Origin of the sequence: Rhodococcus sp. 14-2483-1-2, assembly GCF_002259405.1 — a bacterium.
Classification (GTDB): domain Bacteria; phylum Actinomycetota; class Actinomycetes; order Mycobacteriales; family Mycobacteriaceae; genus Rhodococcoides.
In genome coordinates this window covers 747,009-771,617 of the sequence record NZ_NPFW01000022.1, presented here as the reverse complement: position 1 = coordinate 771,617, position 24,609 = coordinate 747,009, and the positions used below count along the sequence as shown (strand labels likewise).

Annotated in this window: 22 protein-coding genes; 16 read left to right on the top strand and 6 right to left on the bottom strand. The window is 66.2% G+C overall.

Annotated features, from left to right (window positions below):
* Nucleotides 1-135: 135 nt before the first annotated feature.
* The 8 genes from CH295_RS24615 to ligA all read left to right on the top strand — a co-directional run bounded on the left by CH295_RS24615 (nt 136) and on the right by ligA (nt 9,075).
* A complete protein-coding gene (locus CH295_RS24615; RefSeq protein ID WP_094742110.1) occupies nt 136-954 on the top strand; it encodes a GNAT family N-acetyltransferase in 819 nt (272 codons plus the stop codon).
* Complete coding sequence (locus tag CH295_RS24610; protein ID WP_252342161.1) at nt 951-1,877, top strand: lysophospholipid acyltransferase family protein; 927 nt, start codon at nt 951-953, stop codon at nt 1,875-1,877. Before CH295_RS24615 ends, CH295_RS24610 begins: the two co-directional genes overlap by 4 nt.
* A gap of 82 nt (nt 1,878-1,959) precedes the next feature.
* A complete protein-coding gene (locus CH295_RS24605) occupies nt 1,960-3,198 on the top strand; it encodes a cysteine desulfurase family protein (RefSeq protein ID WP_094634178.1) in 1,239 nt (412 codons plus the stop codon).
* Nucleotides 3,198-4,286 carry a tRNA 2-thiouridine(34) synthase MnmA gene (mnmA, locus tag CH295_RS24600; protein WP_094742109.1) on the top strand — a complete coding sequence of 363 codons (1,089 nt, stop codon included), beginning with the start codon at nt 3,198-3,200 and terminating at the stop codon, nt 4,284-4,286. The genes CH295_RS24605 and mnmA overlap by 1 nt, the downstream gene beginning before the upstream one ends.
* Entirely contained in the window at nt 4,283-5,302 is a 1,020-nt protein-coding gene (locus tag CH295_RS24595; protein ID WP_094634179.1) for a methionine synthase, read from the top strand. The genes mnmA and CH295_RS24595 overlap by 4 nt, the downstream gene beginning before the upstream one ends.
* A 131-nt stretch (nt 5,303-5,433) precedes the next feature.
* The gene (locus tag CH295_RS24590) at nt 5,434-6,621 is read left to right on the top strand and encodes a GGDEF domain-containing protein (protein ID WP_094742108.1); all 1,188 of its coding nucleotides are present in this window, start codon (nt 5,434-5,436) and stop codon (nt 6,619-6,621) included.
* A gap of 65 nt (nt 6,622-6,686) precedes the next feature.
* Nucleotides 6,687-6,869: a hypothetical protein gene (locus tag CH295_RS24585; RefSeq protein WP_032398339.1), complete on the top strand. Its 183-nt coding sequence runs from the start codon at nt 6,687-6,689 to the stop codon at nt 6,867-6,869.
* Between the two features lie 55 nt (nt 6,870-6,924).
* Nucleotides 6,925-9,075 (top strand): NAD-dependent DNA ligase LigA, encoded by a 2,151-nt coding sequence (gene ligA, locus CH295_RS24580; RefSeq protein WP_288143200.1) that lies wholly within the window; start codon nt 6,925-6,927, stop codon nt 9,073-9,075.
* 28 nt (nt 9,076-9,103) lie between these two features.
* Here ligA and CH295_RS24575 read toward each other — a convergent pair whose 3' ends face one another.
* The gene (locus tag CH295_RS24575; RefSeq protein WP_037189761.1) at nt 9,104-9,754 is read right to left on the bottom strand and encodes an ACT domain-containing protein; all 651 of its coding nucleotides are present in this window, start codon (nt 9,752-9,754) and stop codon (nt 9,104-9,106) included.
* A 341-nt stretch (nt 9,755-10,095) separates the two neighbouring features.
* On the opposite strand from CH295_RS24575, the gene gatC reads away from it, so the two are divergent.
* Genes gatC through CH295_RS24560 form a run of 3 tightly spaced genes read left to right on the top strand, consistent with a single transcriptional unit; the run spans nt 10,096 to nt 12,953 of the window.
* Entirely contained in the window at nt 10,096-10,395 is a 300-nt protein-coding gene (gene gatC, locus CH295_RS24570) for an Asp-tRNA(Asn)/Glu-tRNA(Gln) amidotransferase subunit GatC (protein ID WP_068045762.1), read from the top strand.
* Nucleotides 10,392-11,864, top strand: a complete 1,473-nt coding sequence (gene gatA, locus CH295_RS24565) for an Asp-tRNA(Asn)/Glu-tRNA(Gln) amidotransferase subunit GatA (RefSeq protein ID WP_094742107.1) — start codon at nt 10,392-10,394, stop codon at nt 11,862-11,864. Before gatC ends, gatA begins: the two co-directional genes overlap by 4 nt.
* Before the next feature lie 6 nt (nt 11,865-11,870).
* Nucleotides 11,871-12,953 carry an alpha/beta hydrolase gene (locus CH295_RS24560; RefSeq protein WP_094742106.1) on the top strand — a complete coding sequence of 361 codons (1,083 nt, stop codon included), beginning with the start codon at nt 11,871-11,873 and terminating at the stop codon, nt 12,951-12,953.
* Nucleotides 12,954-12,981: 28 nt separating this feature from the next.
* Here the strand turns inward: CH295_RS24560 and CH295_RS24555 are convergent, their stop codons facing one another.
* On the bottom strand, nt 12,982-14,376 hold the full coding sequence (locus CH295_RS24555) for an alpha/beta-hydrolase family protein (protein ID WP_094742105.1): 1,395 nt from the start codon (nt 14,374-14,376) through the stop codon (nt 12,982-12,984).
* Nucleotides 14,373-15,029, bottom strand: coding sequence for a hypothetical protein (locus CH295_RS24550; protein WP_252342160.1), 657 nt, complete (start codon nt 15,027-15,029; stop codon nt 14,373-14,375). The genes CH295_RS24555 and CH295_RS24550 overlap by 4 nt, the downstream gene beginning before the upstream one ends.
* Nucleotides 15,030-15,306: 277 nt before the next feature.
* On the opposite strand from CH295_RS24550, the gene CH295_RS24545 reads away from it, so the two are divergent.
* The 3 genes from CH295_RS24545 to CH295_RS24535 all read left to right on the top strand — a co-directional run bounded on the left by CH295_RS24545 (nt 15,307) and on the right by CH295_RS24535 (nt 18,240).
* Complete coding sequence (locus tag CH295_RS24545; RefSeq protein WP_094742222.1) at nt 15,307-16,434, top strand: sensor histidine kinase; 1,128 nt, start codon at nt 15,307-15,309, stop codon at nt 16,432-16,434.
* 10 nt (nt 16,435-16,444) lie between these two features.
* Nucleotides 16,445-17,107: a response regulator gene (locus CH295_RS24540; protein ID WP_037189750.1), complete on the top strand. Its 663-nt coding sequence runs from the start codon at nt 16,445-16,447 to the stop codon at nt 17,105-17,107.
* 101 nt (nt 17,108-17,208) lie between these two features.
* Nucleotides 17,209-18,240 (top strand): ATP-dependent 6-phosphofructokinase, encoded by a 1,032-nt coding sequence (locus CH295_RS24535; RefSeq protein WP_032397750.1) that lies wholly within the window; start codon nt 17,209-17,211, stop codon nt 18,238-18,240.
* 14 nt (nt 18,241-18,254) lie between these two features.
* On the opposite strand, the gene CH295_RS24530 is transcribed toward CH295_RS24535, so the two are convergent.
* A complete protein-coding gene (locus tag CH295_RS24530; protein ID WP_170946068.1) occupies nt 18,255-18,719 on the bottom strand; it encodes an acyl-CoA thioesterase in 465 nt (154 codons plus the stop codon).
* 159 nt (nt 18,720-18,878) lie between these two features.
* Here CH295_RS24530 and gatB point away from each other — a divergent pair, with 159 nt between their 5' ends.
* The gene (gene gatB, locus CH295_RS24525) at nt 18,879-20,390 is read left to right on the top strand and encodes an Asp-tRNA(Asn)/Glu-tRNA(Gln) amidotransferase subunit GatB (protein WP_037189745.1); all 1,512 of its coding nucleotides are present in this window, start codon (nt 18,879-18,881) and stop codon (nt 20,388-20,390) included.
* A 60-nt stretch (nt 20,391-20,450) separates the two neighbouring features.
* Here gatB and CH295_RS24520 read toward each other — a convergent pair whose 3' ends face one another.
* The gene (locus tag CH295_RS24520) at nt 20,451-21,599 is read right to left on the bottom strand and encodes a PQQ-dependent sugar dehydrogenase (protein WP_094742104.1); all 1,149 of its coding nucleotides are present in this window, start codon (nt 21,597-21,599) and stop codon (nt 20,451-20,453) included.
* A 93-nt stretch (nt 21,600-21,692) separates the two neighbouring features.
* Between CH295_RS24520 and CH295_RS24515 the strand changes: the two genes are divergently transcribed.
* The gene (locus CH295_RS24515; RefSeq protein ID WP_094742103.1) at nt 21,693-22,670 is read left to right on the top strand and encodes a DoxX family protein; all 978 of its coding nucleotides are present in this window, start codon (nt 21,693-21,695) and stop codon (nt 22,668-22,670) included.
* A gap of 74 nt (nt 22,671-22,744) precedes the next feature.
* Here the strand turns inward: CH295_RS24515 and ilvD are convergent, their stop codons facing one another.
* Nucleotides 22,745-24,586, bottom strand: a complete 1,842-nt coding sequence (gene ilvD, locus CH295_RS24510; RefSeq protein ID WP_094742102.1) for a dihydroxy-acid dehydratase — start codon at nt 24,584-24,586, stop codon at nt 22,745-22,747.
* Between the last annotated feature and the right edge of the window lie 23 nt (nt 24,587-24,609).

Below are 24,609 nucleotides of genomic sequence, written 5' to 3'. Positions count from 1 at the left end.
CTGTTCCGACAGGCCCCCACCGCCCGCGCGGTGGGGGCCTGTCGTGTCGAGCAGCGCAACCTTGTTCACACAAACTCTTCCGACACGTTTCCCCGACGATGCCCGGTGGCCTTCCCCGCTCGTTAGACACACCTCATGACCACTTCCGTCATGAGCTCGACTGCATCGATCCTCCCGGCCACCGACCGCTACTCGCTCGTGTTGTCCACCGACCCGGAGCACCGACTCGCGGCGCAGCGTCTGCGCTACGAGGTGTTCGCTTCCGAGCCGGGGTTTTCCATTCCCACCGACACCGACGGCCTCGACGCCGATCGGTTCGACGAATTCTGTGATCACCTGCTCGTTCGTGACCAGTGGACCGACACGTTCGTCGGCTGCTACCGCATGTTGCCGCCGCAGGCCGCCGTGTCTGCAGGCGGGTACTACACGGCTACCGAATTCGATATCTCCGCACTCGATCCCGTCGGCATGAATATTGTCGAAATGGGAAGGGCTGCAGTTCATCCCGACCATCGATCCGGGTCCGTGCTCGGGTTGATGTGGGCCGGAATCCTGCACTACCTCGATGTGACGGGATACGAGTGGGTGATGGGATGCGTGTCGGTGCCCATGCAGTCGGCACCAGGGGACCCCATCGGGGCCAACGTTCGCAGTGTTCGAGACCGCCTGTTGGGCAAGCACGCTACGCCGCTCGACCGTCGGGTCCGGCCGTATTCTCCGGTCGTCGTCGACGGGGTGGACCTGATCGACATCGAACCCGCGAAGCGAACCTCGATGCCGCCGTTGATGAACGGTTACCTTCGACTCGGTGCCTCGATCTGCGGTGAGCCGGCGCACGATCCCGAATTCGGTGTCGCCGATTTCGTCGCTCTGCTCGGCCTGCACGAGACCAACACTCGCTATCTCGACCGCTTGCGTTCGGCGGCAACGACGTTCGAGTCGGGTGTCCGGTGACACGACCGATCGTGCGCGCGCACGCGTGGATGCCGTCGTCGCCGTGCAGTGACGGCTGTCTGCCGAAGAACCCACCGACGGTGGGACGAGTGGTCCTCGCGCTCCGAATCGTACTGGCGGTGGCGGCGTTCGGGCTGCTGCCGGTGTTGGTCGTCCTCGGGGTTCCTTTCCCGCGGGTTCGCCGTTCGCTGACGCGGATCGGCGCTCGCACTCTGCTGTTCGCCATCGGGATCGACCTGACGGTGCTCGACGCTCGCTCCGAGCGCGAACGCTCCCGAACCGCCGCAGGCGCACTGCATGTCGCCGGTCACATCTCCTGGACCGACGTCGTCGTGCTCACCGCGGTACAGCCGTCGACCTTCGTCGCACGTGCCGACCTGATCGACTGGCCGGTGCTCGGTCGCCTCGCGCGGGCCATGAAGGTGCTTCCGATCGATCGAGCTCGACTGCACCAGCTCCCCGGCGTCGTCGATCAGGTGGCCGATCGTGTCCGCGCCGGCGGATCGGTCGTCGTCTTCCCCGAGGCCACCACCTGGTGTGGTCGCGCACACGGCTCGCTACGGCCGGCGCTGCTTCAGGCCGCGATCGATTCGGAGACCTGGGTACAGCCCATTCGGCTGCGCTACCTGGACCGGACCGGCGAGCAGACCACCGCCACGTGCTTCGTGGGAGACGAAACGATCGGTGCATCCATCGGCCGGATCTTCCGGTTGCGAGGATTGCGTGCCGAGGTCGAGTTCACTGCCCCGGAGGCACCCGGTGGCGATCGACGCGACCTCGCCCGACGGTGCGAGGCCGCGATTCGACGCGACGGAGTGGAGCTTGCGGAACGACCGAGGAAGGACGTCTACGACCCCACCGTGCACGAGGTGATGGCCGAGGCCGATCACAGCCCGATGCCGCCGACGGTTGCGGCGGCCTGACCGAACATCGATCACCGTGACCGCGGACCCACCTCGCGCAGGTAGGTCCGCGGTCACGGCAGCGGGTATCGTTTAGCCTGTTATGCCTTCTGTGCGCAGTACGACTGCTCCCGTCCCGCCGCGGCCACCGGTGTACCTCGATCACGCAGCGACGACCCCGATGCTGCCGAGCGCGATCGAGGCGATGACCTCTGTGTTCGCCACGGTGGGCAACGCGTCCTCGCTGCACACCTCCGGTCGGTCCGCTCGGCGTCGGGTGGAGGAATCTCGCGAGTCGATCGCCGCCGACCTGGGTGCGCGCCCGTCCGAGGTGATCTTCACCTCCGGTGGCACCGAGAGTGACAACCTCGCCGTCAAGGGCATCTTCGCCGCACGTCGAGACTCCGATGCCGCACTGACCAGGATCATCGCCAGCTCGGTGGAGCATCACGCGGTGCTCGACGCGGTGGAGTGGCTCGTCGCACACGACGGTGCGAGTGTCACCTGGCTCCCGGTCGACGCGGAGGGGCGGGTCACTCCGGACGCGCTGCGCGCCGAGCTGGCCCTGCATGCCGACGAAACCGCACTCGTCACCGTGATGTGGGCCAACAACGAGATCGGCACCGTCATGCCGATCGCCGAGCTCGCTGCCGTGGCCGCCGAGTACGGGGTCCCGATGCACAGCGATGCGGTCCAGGCCGTGCCGCATCTGCCCGTCGGGTTCGCCGAGAGCGGCCTGTCCGCGCTCAGTATCGCCGCACACAAATTCGGTGGACCCCAGGGCGTCGGAGCGCTGCTGCTCGGCCGCCAGGTCCCGTGTGTTCCGCTCTTCCACGGCGGGGGGCACGAGCGAGACGTTCGATCGGGCACCCCGGACACTGCGGGCGTCGTCGCGATGGCAGCTGCACTGCGGTCGACCGTCGAGAACTCGGTGCGGCACCGCGCAGAACTGAGAGCGCTCCGCGATCGGTTGATCGACGGAATCAGAGACGCCGTTCCCGACGCGATCCTCAACGGGCCGGAAGGCGACGACCGGCTGGCCGGGAACGTGCACTTCACCTTTCCCGGGTGCGAGGGTGATTCCTTGTTGATGCTGCTCGATGCGGCAGGCATAGAATGCTCGACGGGCTCGGCGTGTACCGCAGGCGTGGCCAGCGCCAGTCATGTCTTGATTGCGCTCGGGTGCGATCCGGCCGTCGCCCGTGGATCACTGCGGTTCTCGCTGGGAACCGGCTCGTCCGAATCGGACGTCACCACTGTGCTTGCGGCTCTGCCGCAGGTCGTCGAACGCGCTCGTGCCGCCGGATTGGCCGGCGTCGGAGCTCGAGGAGGAAATCGCTGATGCGTGTTCTGGCTGCTATAAGCGGGGGAGTCGACTCGGCTGTTGCCGCGGCCCGTGCCGTGGACGATGGCCACGACGTCGTCGGCGTGCACCTGGCTCTGTCGACCGCTCCGGGCGCACTGCGCACCGGTTCGCGTGGTTGCTGCTCCAAGGAAGACGCGGGTGACGCTCGCCGAGCTGCCGACGTACTCGGGATCCCCTTCTACGTATGGGATTTTGCCGATCGCTTCAAAGAGGACGTCATCGACGATTTCGTCGCCTCCTATGCCGCCGGTGAGACCCCGAACCCGTGCCTGCGCTGCAACGAGAAGATCAAGTTCTCCGCTCTGGCGGACCGCGCTCTCGCGCTGGGCTTCGATGCCGTCGCGACCGGGCATTACGCGCAGCTGCACGACGGAGTGCTGCGCCGCGCCGTGGATGCGGACAAGGACCAGTCGTACGTGTTGGCCGTACTGAACCAGGCGCAGCTCTCGCGTGCGATGTTCCCCATCGGAGACACCCCGAAGTCGGAGATTCGTGAGGAGGCTGCCGAGCGTGGCTTGGCCGTCGCCGACAAGCCCGACAGTCACGACATCTGCTTCATCCCTTCGGGCGACACTCGCGCATTCCTCGGTGCCCGTATCGGCGTGCGCCCGGGCAAGGTCGTCGACTCCGAGACCGGAGTCGAACTGGCGGATCACGAGGGCGTGCACGGCTTCACCATCGGCCAGCGCAAGGGTCTCGGCGTGGAAGGACCGGCCGCGGACGGCCGTCCCCGCTACGTGACGTCGATCGAACCCGACAGTGGCACGGTCATGGTCGGCTCTGCGCAGAAGCTCGACGTCTGGGCGATCAGCGGAGACCGCGCGGTATGGACCGAAGGTACCGCCCCGACCGGCCCCATCGAGTGCGTCGTCCAGGTTCGCGCACACGGCGGACTAACCGAGGCCGTCGCCGAGGCAGCGGGCGACGGTATGGAGATCCAACTGCGGGCTCCACTGACCGGTGTGGCCAAGGGGCAGGCAGCGGTGCTGTACCGCAAGGACATTCACGGAGACATCGTCATCGGTAGCTCGACCATTTCGGGCACTCGATCCGAGCGCGAGTGACACCGAGCGATTTCGCTGGACTGTCGACCGGCATCGGTTCGTGGCCGGGCACCGACATCCGTGAGGCCGCGGCAGTCGTCGTCGGGGAGTTCACCGAGCTACCGCACATCGTCGAACTTCCGGCCCGCGGCCTGGGTGCCGACATGATCGGTCGCACCGGAGCCATCATGGTCGACGTCGAACTGGACGTGCGCACCTCCGGCTATCGGGTCGTTCCACGTCCGATGCTCGCCGGTCGCCGGGCGACCGATTTCCTGGCCGAGGACCTCGACGTACTCGAGGAACTGTGGGAGGTGTCGGGGCTTCGCGGCAGCGGCCGCACCATCAAGGTCCAGGCCGCCGGTCCGTTCACGATGGCAGCGCAGGTCGAACTTCGGCACGGGCATCGGGCCCTGACCGATCGCGGGGCGCTGCGGCATTTCGCCGAATCCCTCGGCGAAGGACTGCGCCTGCACTGCGCGGAGTTGACGCGTCGGCTCGGAGTCGAGGTCCTCGTTCAGCTCGACGAACCCAGTCTCGCAGCCGTTCTGGCCGGTAGCCTGACGGGCATCACCGGGCTCGATTCGGTGCGGGCGGTCCCGGAACCGGATGTTCTCGACCTGCTGGATTCGCTGATCGAGACGATCGACCTTCCCGTTGCGGTGCATTGCTGCGCCGGCGACGTTCCGTTCGACCTGCTTCGTCGTTCGCGTGCCGTCGCGGTCGCCGTCGACGCGACTGCGCTGCGCCGCAGCGACTTCGACGGAATCGGTGAGCTGCTGCAATCCGGCAAGACGCTGATGCTCGGGTTGATTCCGTCCGAAGCCCCCGTGCGACCACCCCATTGGCGTGAACTGGCCGAGCCGGGTGTCACGTTGATCGACCGACTCGGTTTCGACAGATCGGTTCTCGCCTCCCGTATCTCTGTGACGCCTGCATGTGGATTGGCCGGCAGCACACCGGAGTGGGCCCGTCGCGCAACAGGACTCGCCCGCGACGTGGCTGCCGCGTTCGGAGACTCACCCGATTCTTTGTGAGATCCCACAGCCGGTCGGAGTGAAAGACCGGGGTCTTCTGCCGATCGAGCCCACTCCCGTCAGGACGCCGAACAGGTGTGACACTATTCACATGGCCGTTGGGGGTCTGTTGAATACGTGGGAGTTCGGAAATGGCATCAGGTGGTCGGGACTTCGATGAGGTTGCCTCCCTCCGGCGTTCCGGCAGGCACCGCCGAGGTCTCCTCGCGAAACTGGCCGCGGCCACCTCCGACTGGTACCGGGCCCCGCACGATTTCGAGTGGATCCTCAATCACCGGTCGACCCGTCCGCTGACCGGGATCATTCGTGCCGTGTTCGGCACCGCCACCACGATCTATGCCCTCACCTCGATTCTGATGCTGTTCAGCGACCTCGGTCCTCAGGGCAGCGTGGCGATCGGATGGGTTTTCTTCGTTCTCGTCACTCAGGTGTTCGTCGCCGCACGGTGCGTCCTCGGACCGCTGCCGGGGAAGAAATTCTTCGTCGTGTTTCTGGCCTTCGGGGACATTCTCACGACCTCGGTGTTGATTCTGTACGCACCTGTCGCGTCGCTGATCGGAACCGTGCTGTTCGCAGTCACCGGAGCGTTCTGCACCTACTTCCTCAGTCCGCGACTGCTGGTGGCGCACCTCGTGTGGACCGCGACGTTCATCATCGGGTTCGGCGTTGAGACCTTCCTGTCGGTGATGGACGGCGAGGTGGACTCCATCGACGGACCCGCTGTCGCGACCGCGACGGTGGTTCTCCTTCTGGCGACAGTGGGAGTACCCGTATTCGCTCAAGTGGCGTGGACGACGCTGTCCAACGACGCCAAGCGGTCGGTTCTCGATCCACTGACCGGGGTGTACAACCGGCGGGGCATCGACAGCGAACTGCTGGACCTGTGGCACCAGGCCAGCAAGCGGGGTATGTCCATGGCCTTCCTGGTTGTCGACATCGACAAGTTCAAGTCGGTCAACGACCGATTCGGGCACAGCCGCGGCGACGAAGTGATCGTGCGGGTCGCCGATCGGCTGCGCCGCTTGGTCCGGCATCAGGGCGGAGTGCTCGCCCGAACCGGTGGCGAGGAGTTCCTCGTCGCCATGGTCGGTGATGCGCGGGGGATGGTCGATCTCGGCTTCGATGTCGTTCGAGTGCTCTGGGACCGCCGTGACGACATCCCCGTCACCGTCAGTGTGGGAATGGCGTTGTTGCGCGAAGACTCGGCTCTGTGGGACGTGGGCAAGTCGGTGGTCGGCAGAGCAGCCCGCACGGCGGACGCGGCGATGTACCGGTCCAAGCAGTCCGGTGGAAACAGCTTGGTCATCGACGAGATCTGAGGCCTCGAACCGACGTCGTTCGATGCGCCGGTGTGCTCGGGTGCGACCTCTGCGATGATCGTGCGATGTATCGGCTATCGGATGCCCAGCGACGTGGACTACCCGCCGGAGTGCTGTTGTCGGTGATGGCCTCCGTGCTCGGCGGCATCTACGCCGACTCCTTCGTGACCGGCTTCGCATTGACCGCCGGTATCTGTGCGGTGGCGATCGTCGCCGCGACGCTGTTGCTGGGTCTGATGGGACGGTAGTCGCTGCGCTGCAGCCGGTGCCACTCTGTCGGTGGGGTCGGATAATCTTCGACACGTGCCCGAATCGACCGAACCGCCCGTAGGAAACGACGAGACCGCAGGGACCGTCGATGTCGAACTCGACGCCGCGTCGTCGGCCGATCGCGAGCGATGGCAGATGCTGGCCGAGGAAGTGCGCGGTCATCAGTTCCGCTACTACGTTCGCGATGCGCCGCTCGTGTCCGACGGCGAGTTCGATGCGCTGCTGCGTGAGCTGAACGATCTGGAAGAGGCGCACCCGGATCTGCGCACGGCGGATTCACCGACGCAACTCGTCGGGGGTGGCTTCGCGACGGAATTCACCGCCGTCGACCATCTGGAACGAATGTTGAGCTTGGACAACGTGTTCGATCACGACGAGCTTCGTGCCTGGGCCAAACGGGTCGAGACCGAGGCAGGGCCGGATCTGGAGTATCTGTGCGAGGTCAAGATCGACGGCGTTGCACTGAATCTGGTGTACGAGAACGGCACGCTCGTGCGCGGCGCCACCCGAGGCGACGGACGTACCGGTGAGGACGTGACGCTCAACGCACGCACGATCGAGGACATCCCGGACACCCTGACGGGTAGCGAGCAGTACCCCGTGCCGGAGTTGTTGGAAGTGCGCGGCGAGGTCTTCTTCCGGCTGGAGGACTTCCAGGCGCTCAACGCCTCACTCGTGGCAGAGGGCAAGCCCCCGTTCGCGAATCCACGGAACTCGGCGGCCGGGTCGCTGCGACAGAAGAATCCGGCGGTCACCTCCAAGCGTCGTCTGGGAATGATCTGCCACGGCTTCGGCCGCATGGTGGGGTTCACACCCGAGTCGCAGTGGCACGCCTACGAGGCACTCCGCGCCTGGGGTCTGCCCATTTCCACCCACACGACCCGCGTGCGAGGCGTCGACGCCGTCATCGAGAAAGTCGTCTACTGGGACCAGCACCGACACGACGTCGAACACGAAATCGACGGCCTGGTCGTCAAGATCGACGACATGTCGCTGCATCGTCGACTCGGGACGACGTCTCGCGCGCCGCGGTGGGCCATCGCGTACAAGTACCCACCCGAGGAAGTCACCACGACGCTGCTCGACATCCGCGTCAGCGTGGGCCGGACGGGCCGAGTGACGCCGTTCGCGTACATGACGCCGGTACTCGTGGCCGGCTCCACGGTGTCGCTCGCGACGCTGCACAACGGCTCGGAGGTCAAGCGCAAGGGCGTTCTGATCGGCGACACCGTGACCATTCGCAAAGCGGGAGAGGTCATTCCGGAGGTTCTCGGCCCCGTCGTCGACGCCAGGACCGGTGACGAGACCGAGTTCGTCATGCCCACCGAGTGCCCGGAGTGCTCGACGCCCCTGGCCCCGGCCAAGGAGGGCGACGCCGACCTGCGGTGCCCCAACTCGCAGTTCTGCCCGGCGCAACGTCGCGAGCGAGTGTTCTTCGTCGCCGAGCGGCAGCGATTCGACATCGAGGGTCTGGGCTACGAGGCCGCATCCGACCTCCTGGCCACCGGTGCGATCGACGACGAAGGCGATCTGTTCTCGCTCACCGAAGACGACCTGATGAAGACGGCGATCTTTCGCACCAAGTCCGGGGCGTTGTCTGCCACCGGTCGTAAGTTGCTCGACAACCTGGCCACCGCACGGAACCAGCCGCTGTGGCGGGTGCTCGTCAGTCTGTCGATTCGACACGTGGGGCCGTCCGCAGCCCGCGCACTGGCGGGGGAGTTCGGCAGCCTCGAGCGGATCCGGGCAGCGTCCGTCGAGGAACTCTCGGCGGTCGACGGGGTGGGCGGCACCATCGCGGCCGCGGTCTCCGAGTGGTTCGAGGTCGACTGGCACCGCGCCATCGTCGACAAGTGGCGGGCCGCGGGCGTGCGAATGGAAGACGAGCGCGATGCGTCGATCGACCGCAATCTCGAGGGGCTGTCGATCGTGGTCACCGGGTCGCTGACGTCCTACTCACGCGACGAGGCCAAGGAAGCGATTCTGCTGCGAGGTGGCAAGGCCGCAGGTTCGGTGTCCAAGAAGACAGCGTTCGTGGTCGTCGGCGAAGCTCCTGGGTCCAAGCACGACAAGGCAATCGAGCTCGGCGTGCCGGTGCTCGACGAAGCGGGATTCACCCTGCTGTTGACCGAGGGACCCGACGCGGTGGCTCCGACCGACGCAGAACCCGGTTCGGCGGACTGATCGGGCCGGTCGTGTCAGTTCGGTCGCGTCAGTTCAGTACCGTCGCGACGATGCCGGCGAGATAGCCGAGCCGGGCAACCTCCGAGGGCCTGAACTCCGGGCCTCCAGGCCTGCCCAGCATCAGCACGGTGCCGGTGTTGCCGAGAGGCGCGGCGGCGATCTTGGTGTCCATGTCGCGCCATACCTGGGGCACCCACTCGGCGTCGGAATCCAGAGCGGCGGGGGCGTGCAGCGGGAACCACGGTAGCTCCGCGGCGTGAGTCTCGGGAGCCCCCGAGCTGCCCACCAGACGGAACGGGCCGTGCGCGTTGGTGGCGACGACAGTGCTCCACCCCACTCGAAGGACGCGGGGAGCTCCGTCGACGAGCACCTGAAGTCGATCGTCGGACGCCGCTGCGACGCGATCGATCAATTCCAGTTCGCGGTGCGTGTCGAGGACGCCGGTGTACGGGCGGATGGAATCGACCCGGACATCTGTGAGGTTCTCGGCCGCAGTGATCAGCGTGTCCGGAAGCGAACCCGGAGCAACGTCGACCACCAGATCGTCGACTGCGTAGCCGTCGCCGCGTTCGATGACGTCGAGGGAGAGGATGTCCGCCCCGACCGAACCGAGCGCGACGGCCAACGATCCGAGGCTGCCCGGCCGGTCCGGCAGTTGGACGCGGAGCAGGTAGGACATGTCACGCTCCCTTTCGACTTCTGATGTACTTCGGCCACCCCAGCGTCATCGGTCGTTGCCGGCAGGTGGTATTTCGCTCTGGGGTCGTTCCGCAGGCTCCACTCCTGGGAACAAGATGCACCCCGGCTCGAGCAATCCTTGCATCTTCGACCTGTCCGGTACGTCGCGCAACGCGGGCCGTGACAATTCCGACACTCCACGCGGCCACGAGGAGTGAGTGAAGCCTGCGTAATGCTGCGCACTAGGCTGGACGGCGTTCGCGAACCAGCGCGGTTCGCTCTGTACGAATACGGGGCCGCTTCTGCAGGCTCCGCTCCTACTGTCTGAAAGGGGTCTACGCGGTGCCAGACATCTCCCGCGACGAGGTCGCTCACCTCGCCCGGCTGTCGCGCTTGGCTCTCAGCGACGCCGAACTCGACGAGTTCGCCGGCCAGTTGGATTCGATTCTTCATCACGTCAAGGCAGTGGCGGAGGTGGCGACGGACGACGTTCCGCCGACGGCCAACCCCAGTGACATCGTGAATGTGACGCGTCCCGACGTGATCGTTCCCGGCCTGACGCCGGAGCAATCGCTGTCCGGTGCACCGAACGCCGAGGAGGGCCGTTTCGCGGTGCCGCAGATTCTGGGAGAGAGCGAATGACCGACCTGACGAAGCTCGACGCGTCCGAGCTCGCCACCCGTATCCACGCGCGTGAGATCAGCGCCGTCGAGGTGACTCGGGCGCATCTCGACCGAATCTCCGAGGTCGATGGCGACCTGCACGCTTTTCTGCATGTCGCAGGAGCCGAGGCGCTCGCAGCGGCGACCGACGTCGATGCGGGATTGACTGCGGGACATGCACCGGCATCGGCTCTGGCCGGCGTGCCGTTGGCCCTCAAGGACGTGTTCACCACGACCGACATGCCGACGACGGCCGGATCCAAGATTCTGGACGGGTGGATGTCGCCGTACGACGCGACGCTGACCACCAAGCTGCGCGCAGCAGGCATTCCGGTGCTGGGCAAGACCAACATGGACGAGTTCGCGATGGGCTCGTCCACCGAGAACTCGGCTTACGGACCGACCAAGAACCCCTGGGACACCACCCGCATCCCCGGCGGCTCGGGCGGCGGCAGCGCTGCGGCGCTCGCGTCGTACCAGGCCCCGCTGGCCATCGGCACCGACACCGGCGGATCGATCCGTCAGCCGGCGGCACTGACCGGCACAGTGGGAACCAAGCCGACCTACGGCAGCGTCTCGCGCTACGGACTGATCGCCTGTGCCTCGTCACTCGATCAGGGCGGCCCGTGTGGCCGGACCGTGCTCGACACCGCGTTGCTGCACGAGGTCATCGCCGGATACGACGCGCGGGACTCCACGTCGGTGGAGACGGCAGTTCGACCGGTGGTCGCAGCGGCACGTGAGGGTGCTCGCGGTGACCTGACGGGCGTGCGCGTCGGTGTCGTCAAGGAACTGCACTCGGACAAGTACCAGCCGGGTGTCATCTCGTCCTTCGATACCGCAGTGGCGACACTCACCGAACTCGGTGCCGAGGTGGTCGAGGTGTCGTGCCCCAACTTCGTGCACGCATTGGCCGCCTACTACCTGATTCTTCCGTCGGAGGTGTCGTCCAACCTGGCTCGGTTCGACGGCATGCGGTACGGATTGCGGGCGGGCGACGACGGCAAGCACAGCGCCGAGCAGGTCATGGCCACCACGCGCGCGCAGGGGTTCGGACCGGAAGTCAAGCGTCGCATCATGATCGGGACGTACGCCCTGTCCGCGGGATACTATGACGCCTATTACGGCTCGGCCCTCAAGGTGCGCACGTTGATCGCCCGTGACTTCGATGCCGCATACGAGAAGGTCGACGTGCTGGTGTCGCCGACGACCCCGACGACGGCATTCCCGTTGGGGGACAAGGTGGACGATCCGATGGCGATGTACCTCAACGACCTCTGCACGCTGCCGACGAACCTCGCGGGTCATTGCGCGATGTCGGTACCGTCGGGTCTCGCCTCCGAGGACGGACTTCCCGTGGGTCTGCAGATCATGGCTCCGGCGTTCGCGGACGAGCGGCTCTACCGCGTAGGTGCCGCATACGAGGCCGCTCGCGGCGATCTGAGGTAGTTCGAGGTGCTGCATCGGTGGGCTGCCGATCTGGCTCATCTGCCCCTGCTGTCCGGTGCAGTGCCCGCGGTCGCGTTGACTGCGACCGCTGTCGTGGCGGCGGTTCTGGTCCTTGCTGTCGTCCTGAGGGTCCGGCGGGGCCGAGCCCTGGGAACGGTGTTCGGCGCGCTGAGCGCTCTCGGTCTCGGTGCCTCGCTTCTGGTGGCGGCGACAGTGCTCACCAATCTGACCGTCACTCGATACCCGACGGCGGCCGTGGCACTGGGCCACCGACCGGCCGTGCAGGCCGAGGGCACCGGCAGGTTGGTCGACGTGGACGTGCCGGGCACGGTGTCGCACTTCGCCGCGCGGTCCGCGACCGTCTACGTTCCGGCGTCGTACGATGCCGGCGCGAGCGACCTACCGGTGCTGGTGCTGCTCACCGGTCAACCCGGTCATGTCGTCGACTGGATCGAGGGTGGTCGTCTGGCCCAGACGATGGACGACTTCGCAGCACGTCACGGCGGCGCGGCCCCGATCGTCGTGGTGGCCGACGGCCTGGGGGACACCGAGGCGAATCCGATGTGCATGGATTCGGATCTCGGAAATGCCGCGACGTACTTGTCGGTCGATGTGCCGCAGTGGATTCGGTCGAATTTTCGGGTGTCCTCGGATCCGAGGGCCTGGGCGGTCGGCGGCTATTCCTATGGGGGAACGTGCGCGCTGCAGCTGGCGGTGACGGCACCGTCGGTGTACCCCACCTTTCTCGATATCTCCGGTGAGGACGAGCAACGTCGGGGCACGAGAAGTGAATCCGTTGCAGCGGCATACGGCACGGACACCCCGGCGAACGAGGCGCGTTTCGAGCGCACGACTCCGCTGAACATACTCTCGCGCACCAGCTTTCCCGATTCGGCCGGTGCCTTCGTCGTGGGAGCCGACGACGAAGAGTTCCGGCCGCAGACCGAGCGAGCGTACAGGGCAGCAGAGGCTGCGGGCCTCGACGTGCACTACAGCGAGCTGCCCGGTGGACACTCGATGCAGGTCTGGGCTCCGGCGCTGGAACAGGAGATGGACTGGCTCGGCGGGCGCGTGGGTCTGCTCGACTGACGCACGGTGTCGTCTCGGAGTACCACCATCAACGACACCGGTGCATCGTGGTGCCCTGGTCGGTTCCGTACCGATGGCCGTGACCGGCACCGACATCGAGCGCAGCGGCGAGATCGACGGACGTCTGGACGAAGCCGACGATCGGGAGCCACATCGGCATCGGTGCGTCGGGTCGGGTATTGGACGTGTTCGGTGGTGACCACAGCAGGTCGGCCGACCATCGAACCACCGGGTCCGAAGAATTCGCCAGTACCGTTGCGCCCTCGGTGTTCACGGCTCCGGCGGGCGGTCCCGCCCAGACGGCACCGCAGACACCCGGATTGCTCCGCCCGATAGAGAGATATGCGTCGCTGCCCGCCACCGCGCCCAAACTCTGGCCGTACACGATGACGTCGGGCGGTGTAGGTTCCGATGCCGCGCGCTCCGCGACCGCGCGAACCACCGCGTCCGCGGAACTGCGCGCGTCGTCCTCGGCGAACAGGAATGTCGCCCAACTGGGCGCGTTCGAGTACTGCACCGCCACGGTGGCGACATCACCGCCGAATCTGCTTTCGGCACCGGTGACAGCGTTCTCGTCCACCCACCCCGATCCGGTCGGTATCGCGACGATCACGACGCTGCGCTGAAATGCACCGGCTCGATCCATGTCGGCGACGGCCGACGCGACTCGCTGATCGAGTGTCGGGGCCGAATCGAGCCCTACGTAGACCCGCACGGTGCTGGGATCGAGACCGCCGGAGACGAACTTCCTGCCCTCTCTGCCGAGCGTGCGCCACGGGACGAGCGAGGACGGAGCTCCTGATCTCGCGTTCGAACTCGGAGCGAGCATCGTCTCGTCTACAACGGAGTTCGAGGCCGAGAACGAGTTTCGGATGACAGACCCGACCGTGGGCGCGGCAACGGAATACGACAGAAGGCCTGCGACGGCAATCAGGATCATCGTTCGACCCCCGCCGAGTGCGCAGCCGAACCCGGTGGCCGCACGGCCGAGTCCGCAGAGAACCACTGCAACGCAGATTGCCCCTGCCGCGACCTCCGCTGCGTACCGCCAGTTCACCGTCCCGACATCCATGGCGACCCGTAATCGATTCTGCCACATGACGTTCGCGGTCATCGAACCGATCGACATCAGTGTGCCTGCACTCGCCGACCAGGCTTGCAGACGTGGTCGAGCGGGTGTGGGTGAGCCGAACGCGCGACGGGCCGACCATGCGACCGCGAGCGCACTCGCCATCAGCACGCCGGTGAGCAAGGCCTGGGTGACGGCCGGACGGGGGAGCAAGGAGGGAGCCGACGACACCATCACCGCAACGGTGAGTGCCACCGAGGTGCCGATTCGGGGGAGTAGGACACTCGTCGCAGGCGGGGTGGACGGGGTAGCCGTATCGGCAATTCCGGTGACTCCGACGACCGGCGCGATCATGCGGGTTCGATCGGCCGGGACACCGGTTCGGTGGACAGCCGGCGTCGGCGCGCATATCGGTCGGTTGCGATGACCGACAGCGCAATCAGAGCGATGCCCGCGCCGACCGCCGCGAACGGCAGCGCGGGCTCGGACACAGGTGCGCCGAAGGACTGTCGCCAGGAATTGACGTCGACGGCCGTGGCAGCCACCGATGCGGCAGCATTGCAGATCTGGCGAGGCCCGTCGTCGGTCCGGTCCGTGCAGGCGGCGTGCATGCGCTCTTCCAGCTGGGCATCGATCGATCTGCGCCACTGCGGGTCCACTGTTGTCCCTGTCGCAGCGGCGTACCGGATCAGGTCGTAGCCCAGATCGTGGGCCTTGCATGCGGAATCGAACTCGGACGGCAGCGGGACCGGTGACGAGCAGTCACCGCGAGGGTTCTCCGCCATGCCGTCCTGCACCCGCGGGCGGTACCCCATCACGGACCCGAAGTCGTCGGGGATGGTCAGGGCGGCGGCGTCCGCGGACTCGGTGACCAGTGCGTGTACCGAGACCGCGACAAGTGAAGTCGTGTCGGCGGCCGGTGGTGTCGATGCTGCGCCGGTTGTCGCCATCACCGCCACCATCGCTGCGACCGCGCCCATCACGGCGCGAGAAGTGTTCCTGTTCATGGCTTTCGACGCTAGGGAGCCGGGGACTCATCGAACATCGCGCCGAAGTCTCGTTCTGCTGTGCCTGCCTCGGACGTTCGGAGGGTCCTACCGATACCTGGATACTGCACGGAACTGATACCCAGGTATGACGACCTCGTCGGCCCGCACTCCCTAGGCTCGGTGCGTGCGCAAGAACAGATCAGCAAAAGGCGAGCTCACAGCGGTGCGGCGTCGAGTGCCGACTCGAATCGGTGGATTCCGCTCGATCGACGTGCTGATCGTGGCGGTCACGGCAATGCTGTATTCGATTGCGTGGCCGACTTTGCCGGTCACACACGAGGTCTCGGGTCCGCTACTGCCCATCGTCGGCGCACTGGCCGCGTTTCCGTTCGCGTTGATCCGCGTCAATCCCGCACTGGGATGGGCCGTCTCGGCGCTGTTCGCTCTGGTGATCCCGGTAGCGTTCGACCGCGTTCCCGGCTACGACTACCCGTGGCAGGTAGTGCACGTACTCGTCCTTCTGGCGTTGTTGTTCGCCGTCGCTCTGCGCTCGCCGGTGTCGGTACTGCTCGTGGCCTGGTTGGCCAGCATGCTGGTGTTCTTCGCCTACATGCCGGGCTCGGACGGCGTCGGCTGGGCGGTGGGTCTGACTGCGGTCGTGGTGTTCGGACTGTTGATCCGCTGGCTCGTTCTCTCCCGTAGGCAGCTCGCGCAGCAAGAGGAAGTCAGTGAGCTCGAGCGCACCCGACGCACCGTACTCGAGGAGAAAGCCAAGATCGCCCGCGATCTGCACGACGTCGTTGCGCACCACATGTCGATGGTCGTGGTGCAGGCGCAGAGTGCGCCGTACCGACTCGATGACGTGTCCGTCTCTGCAGCAGTGGAATTCGAGTCGATCGCGGCCACCGCACGGGAGGCGCTCAACGAGATCCGGGGAATGCTGGGTGTGCTGCGCAGCGACGGACAGCAGTGGCAGGACGCGCCGGCACCGAACGCACTCGATCTCGAACGTACCTTGCACGCGAGCCGCAAGGCCGGTATGGACGTGCGGTGGACTGTCACTGGGCAGGTCGAATCGGTAGCCGACACAACAGGTTTGGCGCTGTACCGAATTCTGCAGGAGTCGCTGTCCAATGCCGCTCGGCACGCCCCCGAGGCAGCGGTGACCGTCGACATCACCGTGGGGCCGAGCACCGTCGTCATGACCGTGGTCAATGCGCCTCCACCGAGCGCCGGTGTCGAACGCACCACTCGACCCGATACCGGTGGGCACGGGATATCGGGTATGCGCGATCGTGCACGCGCGGCGCACGGCTGGCTTCATGCCACCCCTCTGCCCGACGGCGGATTCGAGGTCGCGGTACACGTTCCGAACGGCATGCCGATCTCGGCGGCATCGGTTTTCCGGAACGAACTCGCCTAGGCTGTTGCGCGTGGCTACAACGGTGTTCATCGCCGACGACCAAGCAATGGTGCGGCAGGGGTTCGGTGCACTTCTCGGTGCTCAAGCCGATATCTCGGTGGTCGGAGACGCCGACAACGGCAGGACCGCGGTCAGCGAGGTCGCCCGGCTGTTGCCCGACGTGGTGCTGATGGACGTCCGGATGCCCGAGATGAACGGTCTCGATGCTGCTCGGGCGATTCTCTCTGCGTCACTTCCGTCGCCGGTGCGCATTCTGATGCTGACGACGTTCGACATCGACGATTACGTCTACGAGGCTCTGGCTCTCGGAGCGAGTGGTTTTCTCCTCAAGGATGCGCCGGCCGAGGAGTTGATCAGAGGTGTTCGGGTCGTCGCCGCAGGCGACGCGTTGCTGGCACCGTCGGTGACGAGACGGCTCATCGCCGACGTCACCTCCCGTCGGGGAGCGCGGCGCCACACGTCTCCGCGTCTGAGTGATCTGACTCCGCGGGAACGCGAGGTTCTCGAACTGATCGCGACCGGTATGTCCAACTCGGAGATAGCAGGTTCACTGTTCCTGGCCGAGCAGACCGTGAAAACGCATGTCGGCAAGGTTCTCGCGAAGCTCGGACTGCGCGACCGCGCCCAGGCGGTCGTACTGGCCTACGAGACCGGCGTCGTCACACCGAAGTGAGCACCGAACGGTACCGACGCGCGCAGCATCCCACGCCCGATTAGGCTGACGTCCGTCACCGGGTCCGCTTCACGGACCTGCGAGCAGAGAGGCGAAAATCGATGCGCATCGGAGTTCTGACCGGAGGCGGCGATTGCCCAGGGCTCAATGCGGTGATTCGCGCAGTCGTACGCACCGCGGACGCGCGGTACGGCTCCACGGTCGTCGGTTTCCAGGACGGATGGCGCGGGCTTCTCGAAGACCGTCGGGTGCAACTGCGCAACGACGACCGCAACGACCGGTTGCTCACCAAGGGCGGCACGATGCTCGGCACCGCGCGCACCAATCCGGATGTGTTGCGCGCCGGACTCGATCGGGTCAAGCAGACTCTCGAGGACAACGGCATCGACGTGTTGATCCCGATCGGTGGTGAAGGGACCCTCACCGCTGCTGCGTGGCTGTCGGAGGAGGGTGTGCCCGTTGTCGGTGTGCCCAAGACGATCGACAACGACATCGACTGCACCGACGTCACATTCGGCTTCGACACGGCGCTGACGATCGCCACCGATGCGATCGACCGCCTGCACAGCACCGCAGAATCCCATCAGCGCGTGATGCTGGTCGAGGTGATGGGTCGGCACGCGGGGTGGATCGCTCTGCACGCAGGCCTGGCGTCCGGTTCGCACATGACACTGATCCCCGAGCAGCCGTTCGACGTCGAAGAAGTGTGCACGTTGGTGCGCAAGCGTTTTCAGCGTGGAGACTCGCACTTCATCTGTGTCGTCGCCGAGGGTGCCAAGCCGATGGAGGGCTCGATGAAGCTTCTCGACGGCGGTATCGACGAGTTCGGCCACGTTCGTTTCACCGGGGTTGCCCACCAGCTCGGCGTGGAGATCGAGCGTCGCATCAACAAGGAAGTACGCACCACGGTGCTCGGCCACGTCCAGCGCGGTGGGACGCCGACCCCGTACGACCGCGTTCTCGCAACACGATTCGGCGTCAACGCCACCGATGCGGCCCATTCGGGAGACTTCGGCAAGATGGTCTCGTTGCGCGGCACCGAGATCGGCCTGGTGTCTCTGGCCGAGGCCACCAAGCAACTCAAGCGGGTACCGCAGACCCGATACGACGACGCAGCCGCGTTCTTCGGCTGACTCCCGGTGAGCCGTCAGATACGACCGGCTGCCTCCTGGATTTCGGCCTCACGTTCCTCGGTCTCGCGGCGCAGTTCGCGCCGTCGCCGCGCTGCCTCGAAACGCTGAGCACCGACTTCGGTGGTCGGCGTCAACTGGGGCAGGGTCTTCGGCTTGCCGTCGTCGCCGATCGCGACCATGGTGAAGTAACAGCTGTTGGTGTGGCGTAATTCACCGCACTGGATGTTCTCGGTTTCCACTCGGATGCCGACCTCCATGGAGGTGCGGCCGGTGTAATTGACCGACGCCGAGAACGTGACCAGTTCTCCGACGTGGATGGGTTCGCGAAACACGACGCGATCGACCGACAGAGTGACGACATAGGCCCCGGCGTAGCGACTGGCGCAGGCGTACGCCACCTGGTCCAGGAACTTCAGAATCGTGCCGCCGTGGACATTGCCGGAGAAGTTGGCCATGTCGGGTGTCATCAGCACTGTCATGGCCAGTGTCTGTTTCTCTGGGGGAGTCACCCGTGCACGGTAACGAGTGCACGTGGTTACTCGCGCGTCGTACGGGAGTGGAGCCTGCAGGAACGACCCAGGTAGCGCGAGTGGAGCCTGCAGGAACGACCCAGGTAGTCGGTGCATAAACTACTGACCATGACTGCTGCAACCGTCGATTTGATCGATTACGACGATGTGCTCGCCAAGTTCGACCCCGTGTTGGGCATGGAGGTCCATGTGGAGTTGGGCACGGCGACCAAGATGTTCTGCGGCTGCCCCACCGAGTTCGGTGCCGAGCCGAACACTCAGGTGTGCCCGGTGTGCCTGAGCCTTCCCGGTGCGCTTCCGGTGGTGAACGCTGCTGCGGTGGAGTCGGCGATTCGGATCGGGCTGGCGCTCAACTGCTCGATCACCCCGTGGGGACGGTTCGCTCGCAAGAACTACTTCTATCCGGATCAGCCGAAGAACTATCAGATCTCGCAGTACGACGAGCCCATCGCGACCGAGGGCTACCTCGATGTGCTGCTCGATGACGGCAGTACGTTTCGAGTCGAGATCGAGCGCGCGCACATGGAGGAGGACACCGGTAAGTCGACGCACGTCGGCGGGGCGACCGGCCGTATCGAGGGGGCGTCGCATTCGCTTCTCGATTACAACCGTGCCGGTGTGCCGCTGGTGGAGATCGTGACCAAGACCATCACGGGAACCGGTGCGCGTGCACCCGAGGTCGCCCGGGCGTACGTCACCGCGCTGCGTGACCTGTTGAAGTCGCTGAACGTGTCCGATGTGCGGATGGATCAGGGCTCGTTGCGCTGCGATGCCAACGTGTCCCTGATGGAGAAGACGGCAACCGAATTCGGCACGCGCACCGAGACGAAGAACGTCAACTCGCTCAAGAGCGTCGAGGTTGCCGTTCGGTACGAGATGCGGCGTCAGGCAGCGGTTCTCGAATCGGGCGGAGAGGTGACTCAGGAGACTCGGCACTTCCAGGAGTCGGACGGCACCACCACCGCCGGCCGCAAGAAGGAGACCGCCGAGGATTACCGCTACTTCCCCGAGCCCGATCTTGCGCCGGTCGCTCCCGACGCGGCGTGGATCGAGGAGCTTCGGACCACGTTGCCCGAGCTGCCGTGGTTGCGCCGCGGTCGGATTCAGAAGGACTGGGGTGTCTCCGACGAGGAGATGCGCGATCTGGTGAACTCCGGTGCGCTCGAGCTCGTCGCCGCGACGGTCGAGGCGGGTGCGTCGGCGCAGGCGGCGCGGTCGTGGTGGGTGTCGTACCTGGCGCAGCAGGCCAACATCGCCGGAGTCGAACTGACCGATCTGTCGATCACCCCCGCTCAGGTCGCCGAGGTGGCGGCGTTGGTCGCGGACGGCAAGCTCAACAACAACGGTGCCCGTCAGGTCGTGGACGGTGTGCTGGCGGGCGAGGGTGAGCCTGCAGAGGTCATGGCTGCGCGCAATCTCGTACTGGAGAAGGACGACACCAAGTTGCAGGCCGCCGTGGACGAGGCGCTCGCAGCGAATCCCGGTGTGGTCGAGAAGATCCGCAGCGGCAAGGTGCAGGCCGCCGGGGCCATCGTCGGCGCGGTGATGAAGGCGACACGCGGCCAAGCCGATGCCGCTCGCGTCAAGGAACTCGTACTCGAGGCCTGCGGCCAGCCCTGATCACGACGGAGAACGACCGAGGCCGAGCGCGATACGCGCTCGGCCTCGGTCGTTTCTCGTTCAGTCGAAGCCGCCTCCGCCGCCGCCGGGGAACGGCACTTTGACGACGCGGTCGTCGGTGGGTCCGGGCTCCGCACCGTTCTTGTTGACGGTGCCCACCAGAATCTGTCCATCGGCCGAGCTCGTCGCGCCGTTCAACTGGCCGTACTCGTCCTGGATCAGCAGTGTCGGTTCGGCCGAGACAGCTCCGGTGTTCGCGTCCGTGGTCAGCGCTGCAACAGCTTTGGCCGTTGTGAGTGCAACCGCCACTCCACCTTCTCCCGCTGCGCATCCGGCAACACCCGGACGGTCCGGCCACGTCCACACAGGGTTGAACACTGCGCCCAGCGAGTCGATGCGCTGCAGGCGATCCTCGATCGCGGTGCGGTCGGTCACGAAGATGTTTCCGGTGCCGTCGGTGCAGACGTCGCCGGCCGTACCGATGCCGCTCAGTGCGATCTGCGGCCGCGGGGGGTTCGTCGACGGAGACAGTGAGGTCACGCGTAACAACTTGCCGGACAGGGAGTTCGGGCTCGCAGCAGCAGCTGGATCACCGTTGTCGCCGGTGAGGACGAGTAGTTCGTTCGGCGTGTAGAAGTCGATCGCCCCGCGATTGCCCGACGCGCCGCGGGGAATTCCGGTCAGGATGTCCTTGGGCACATCGCCCTGAGCGAGTCGGACCACCCTGGTGTCCGCGGACGTGGTGATGAGGGCGTAGAGCAACCCGTCCTCGTCGTACGTGGGAGACAGCGCGATGTCGAGAAGGCCGCCGTCACCGGTGCCGTCGACATCGATTCGAGCCACCTCGACCGGCGTCCGGCCGGCAGAGACCTCCATGATGCGACCCGTGCGGCGTTCGGCAACCAGCGCCGACGGTCCGTCGGGGAGCGCAACGAGTCCGCCCGTGGTGTCCAGGCATGTCGCGATCACCGAGGGATCGGGGTCGACACACGGGCCGGTCGGCGGGGGCGGCGCGTTGGGATCGGACGTCTGCGGCGTCTCACTGGGGGTCGTCGGCTCCAGCTCGGCCGCGCCCACCTCCGGCGCAGGAGTGAACGGCGACGTATTCGAGTCGTCGAATCGGGCGCACCCGGCGAGCAGGGCAGCGGTCATCGTCAGGGCGACGACGGCAGCGGTTGCAGTTCGTGGCGACGCTCCGACCGGCTTCATGCTTCGAACGGTACGGAACGTCGAGGGAGACTCGCCACGCGGCCGTGAGCGTCAACGTCGGTGAGGAGCGCACTTCGGCTCTAGTGTGGAGAGGTGACCGATACACCGCGCGACCCCAACCGGCCGGATACGTCGTACGAACCGGCCGAAAGTCCGTACGACAATCCCACGGAGAAGATTCCACCCTCCTCGCGCTCCACCTCCGAGACGTCGGCGTCCGACCGCGTCGATACCTCGGGTACGCCGACCACCGCGTTCGGTGCCCAGCGCTCGGACCGACTGCCGCGAACCGACGACGAACTCGACTTTCCGTACTCGTCGTCGTCCGACGCACGCTCGGCCGATGCACAGCCCACGGAGAAGATGCAGACCTATCGACCGTCGGCCTTCGCCGATTCGCCGACCGATCGCAAGTCTGACTCCGACACCACGTCGTCGAGTGCGTACTCCGACAACTCGACTGCGTACCTCGGTACCACCGCAGCCGCGGCGCCTGCGGCAGCCGTCGCTCCGGAGCCCGAGATCCGTACCGAGACCGTCGAGGTTCCTGCCCGTCGCGGCAGCACCGACCTCGGCCTGTTCGTCCTGCGCGTCACGATCGGCGCGGTGTTTCTCGGTCACGGACTGCAGAAGCTCGTCGGACTGTGGGACGGCCCCGGCCTCGACGGATTTCAGAACCTGCTGGAGACTTCGGGATTCCGCTACTCGGAAATCCTCGCGATCGCGGCCGCGGCGGGCGAAACCCTCGGCGGAGCGCTGCTGATCCTGGGTCTGGCAACACCACTGGCAGGCGCGGCCGTGCTGGCCACGATCATCAACGCCTGGTGCTTCAAGCAGGCCGTCGAGCCCGGATTGCAATTCTCCGGCACCGGCGGCGTTGAGTACGAGACGGTTCTCGGCTTCGCCGCTGCCGCGATCATCCTCACGGGCCCGGGAAAGATCGCGTTCGACGGCCGACGCGGATGGGCCACTCGGCCGCGGATCGGTTCGTTCCTCGCGCTCGTCGTCGGCATCGCCGCAGGCGTGTGCATCTGGATCTTCCTCAACGGGGCCAACCCCGTCGTCCGCTGACCCGGATACCGACCCGACCACGTGAGCGGAACTTCGTAGCCTGCTACGAAGTTCCGCTCACGCGCGTTTCACCCTCAGGGCACGTAGCGAACGGCACCCTTGTCCGCTGATGTCGCCAGCGCGGCGTATGCGCGCAGAGCGGTGGTGACCGTGCGCTGACGGTCCACCGGCTGCCACGGTCGCTCGGACGCGTTCATCTTCGCGCGTCGCGTCTCGAGGGTCTCGTCGTCGACGAGGATCTCGAGGGTGCGGGTGGCGACGTCGATCCGGACCTGGTCGCCGTTCTCGACCAGTCCGATCACACCGCCGGCGGCTGCCTCGGGGGAGATGTGTCCGATGGACAGTCCCGAGGTTCCGCCGGAGAATCGGCCGTCGGTGATCAGTGCGCAGACCTTGCCCAGTCCGGCACCCTTGAGAAACGCCGTCGGGTGCAGCATCTCCTGCATGCCCGGACCGCCCTTGGGCCCCTCGTAGCGAACGACCAGCACGTCACCGGGCTGAATCTTCTTCTGCAGGATGGCCGAGACAGCTTCTTCCTGGGACTCGACGACCAGTGCCGGGCCCTGGAAGGAGAACAGGTCCTCGTCGATGCCTGCGGTCTTGAGGATCGCACCGTCGACGGCGATGTTGCCGCGGAGTACCACCAGGCCACCCTCGACCGTGTAGGCGTGTTCGAGATCGCGGATGCAGCCGCCCGCGGCGTCGGTGTCGAGCGAGGACCAGCGGTTGCCCGTGGAGAACGGTTCGACGGTGCGGACACCGCCCGGTGCGGCGTGGAACAACTCGACGGCCTCGTCGGACGCCTTGCCGGAGCGGATGTCCCAGGTGTCGAGCCAGTCGTCGAAGCTCTTCGTGTGCACGGTCGAGACATCGGTTTCGAGCAGGTTCGCGCGCCGCAGTTCGCCGAGGAGCGCCGGGATTCCGCCGGCGCGGTGCACGTCTTCCATGTGGTAGTCGGAATTGGGAGAGACCTTCGACAGGCACGGAACCTTGCGGCTGATGGCGTCGATGGTGTCGAGGTCGAAGTCGACCTCGCCCTCCTGCGCGGCTGCGAGGGTGTGCAGCACCGTATTGGTCGATCCGCCCATCGCGACGTCGAGAGCCATGGCATTGCGGAACGCGGCCGGAGTGGCGATGTTGCGCGGGAGTACGGATTCGTCCTCGTCGCGGTAGTACTTCAGCGCTGCCTCGACGATGGTGGTGCCGGCGCGCGTGAACAGCGCTCGGCGGGCCTGATGCGTGGCCAGGGTGGAGCCGTTGCCGGGCAATGCCAGGCCGAGCGCCTCGGTGAGGCAGTTCATCGAGTTCGCCGTGAACATGCCCGAGCACGACCCGCACGTGGGGCACGCGCTGCGCTCGACCTCGTCGAGGCCGGCCTCGGACACGGCGTCGTTGGCGCTGGCGGAGATCGCGGTGATCAGGTCGGTCGGTGCCTGCGCGACGCCGTCGACGACGACGGCCTTGCCTGCCTCCATCGGTCCACCGGAGACGAAGACGGCCGGGATGTTCAGGCGCATCGCGGCATTGAGCATGCCGGGGGTGATCTTGTCGCAGTTGGATATGCAGACGAGCGCGTCGGCGGTGTGGGCGTTGGCCATGTACTCGACGGAGTCGGCGATGATCTCGCGGCTGGGCAGCGAATACAACATCCCGCCGTGGCCCATGGCGATCCCGTCGTCGACGGCGATGGTGTGGAACTCCCGGGGAACGCCGCCTGCCGCCCGTACGGCATCGGCGACGATCTCGCCGACGTTCTTCAGATGCACGTGGCCGGGAACGAACTGGGTGTACGAGTTCGCGATGGCGACGATGGGTTTTCCGAAATCCGAATCGGTCATTCCGGTGGCGCGCCACAGCGAGCGTGCGCCCGCGGCATTGCGTCCGACAGTGGTGACCCGTGAGCGTAGCGGCGGCATAGTGCGTAGTCCTCGTTCGTTGC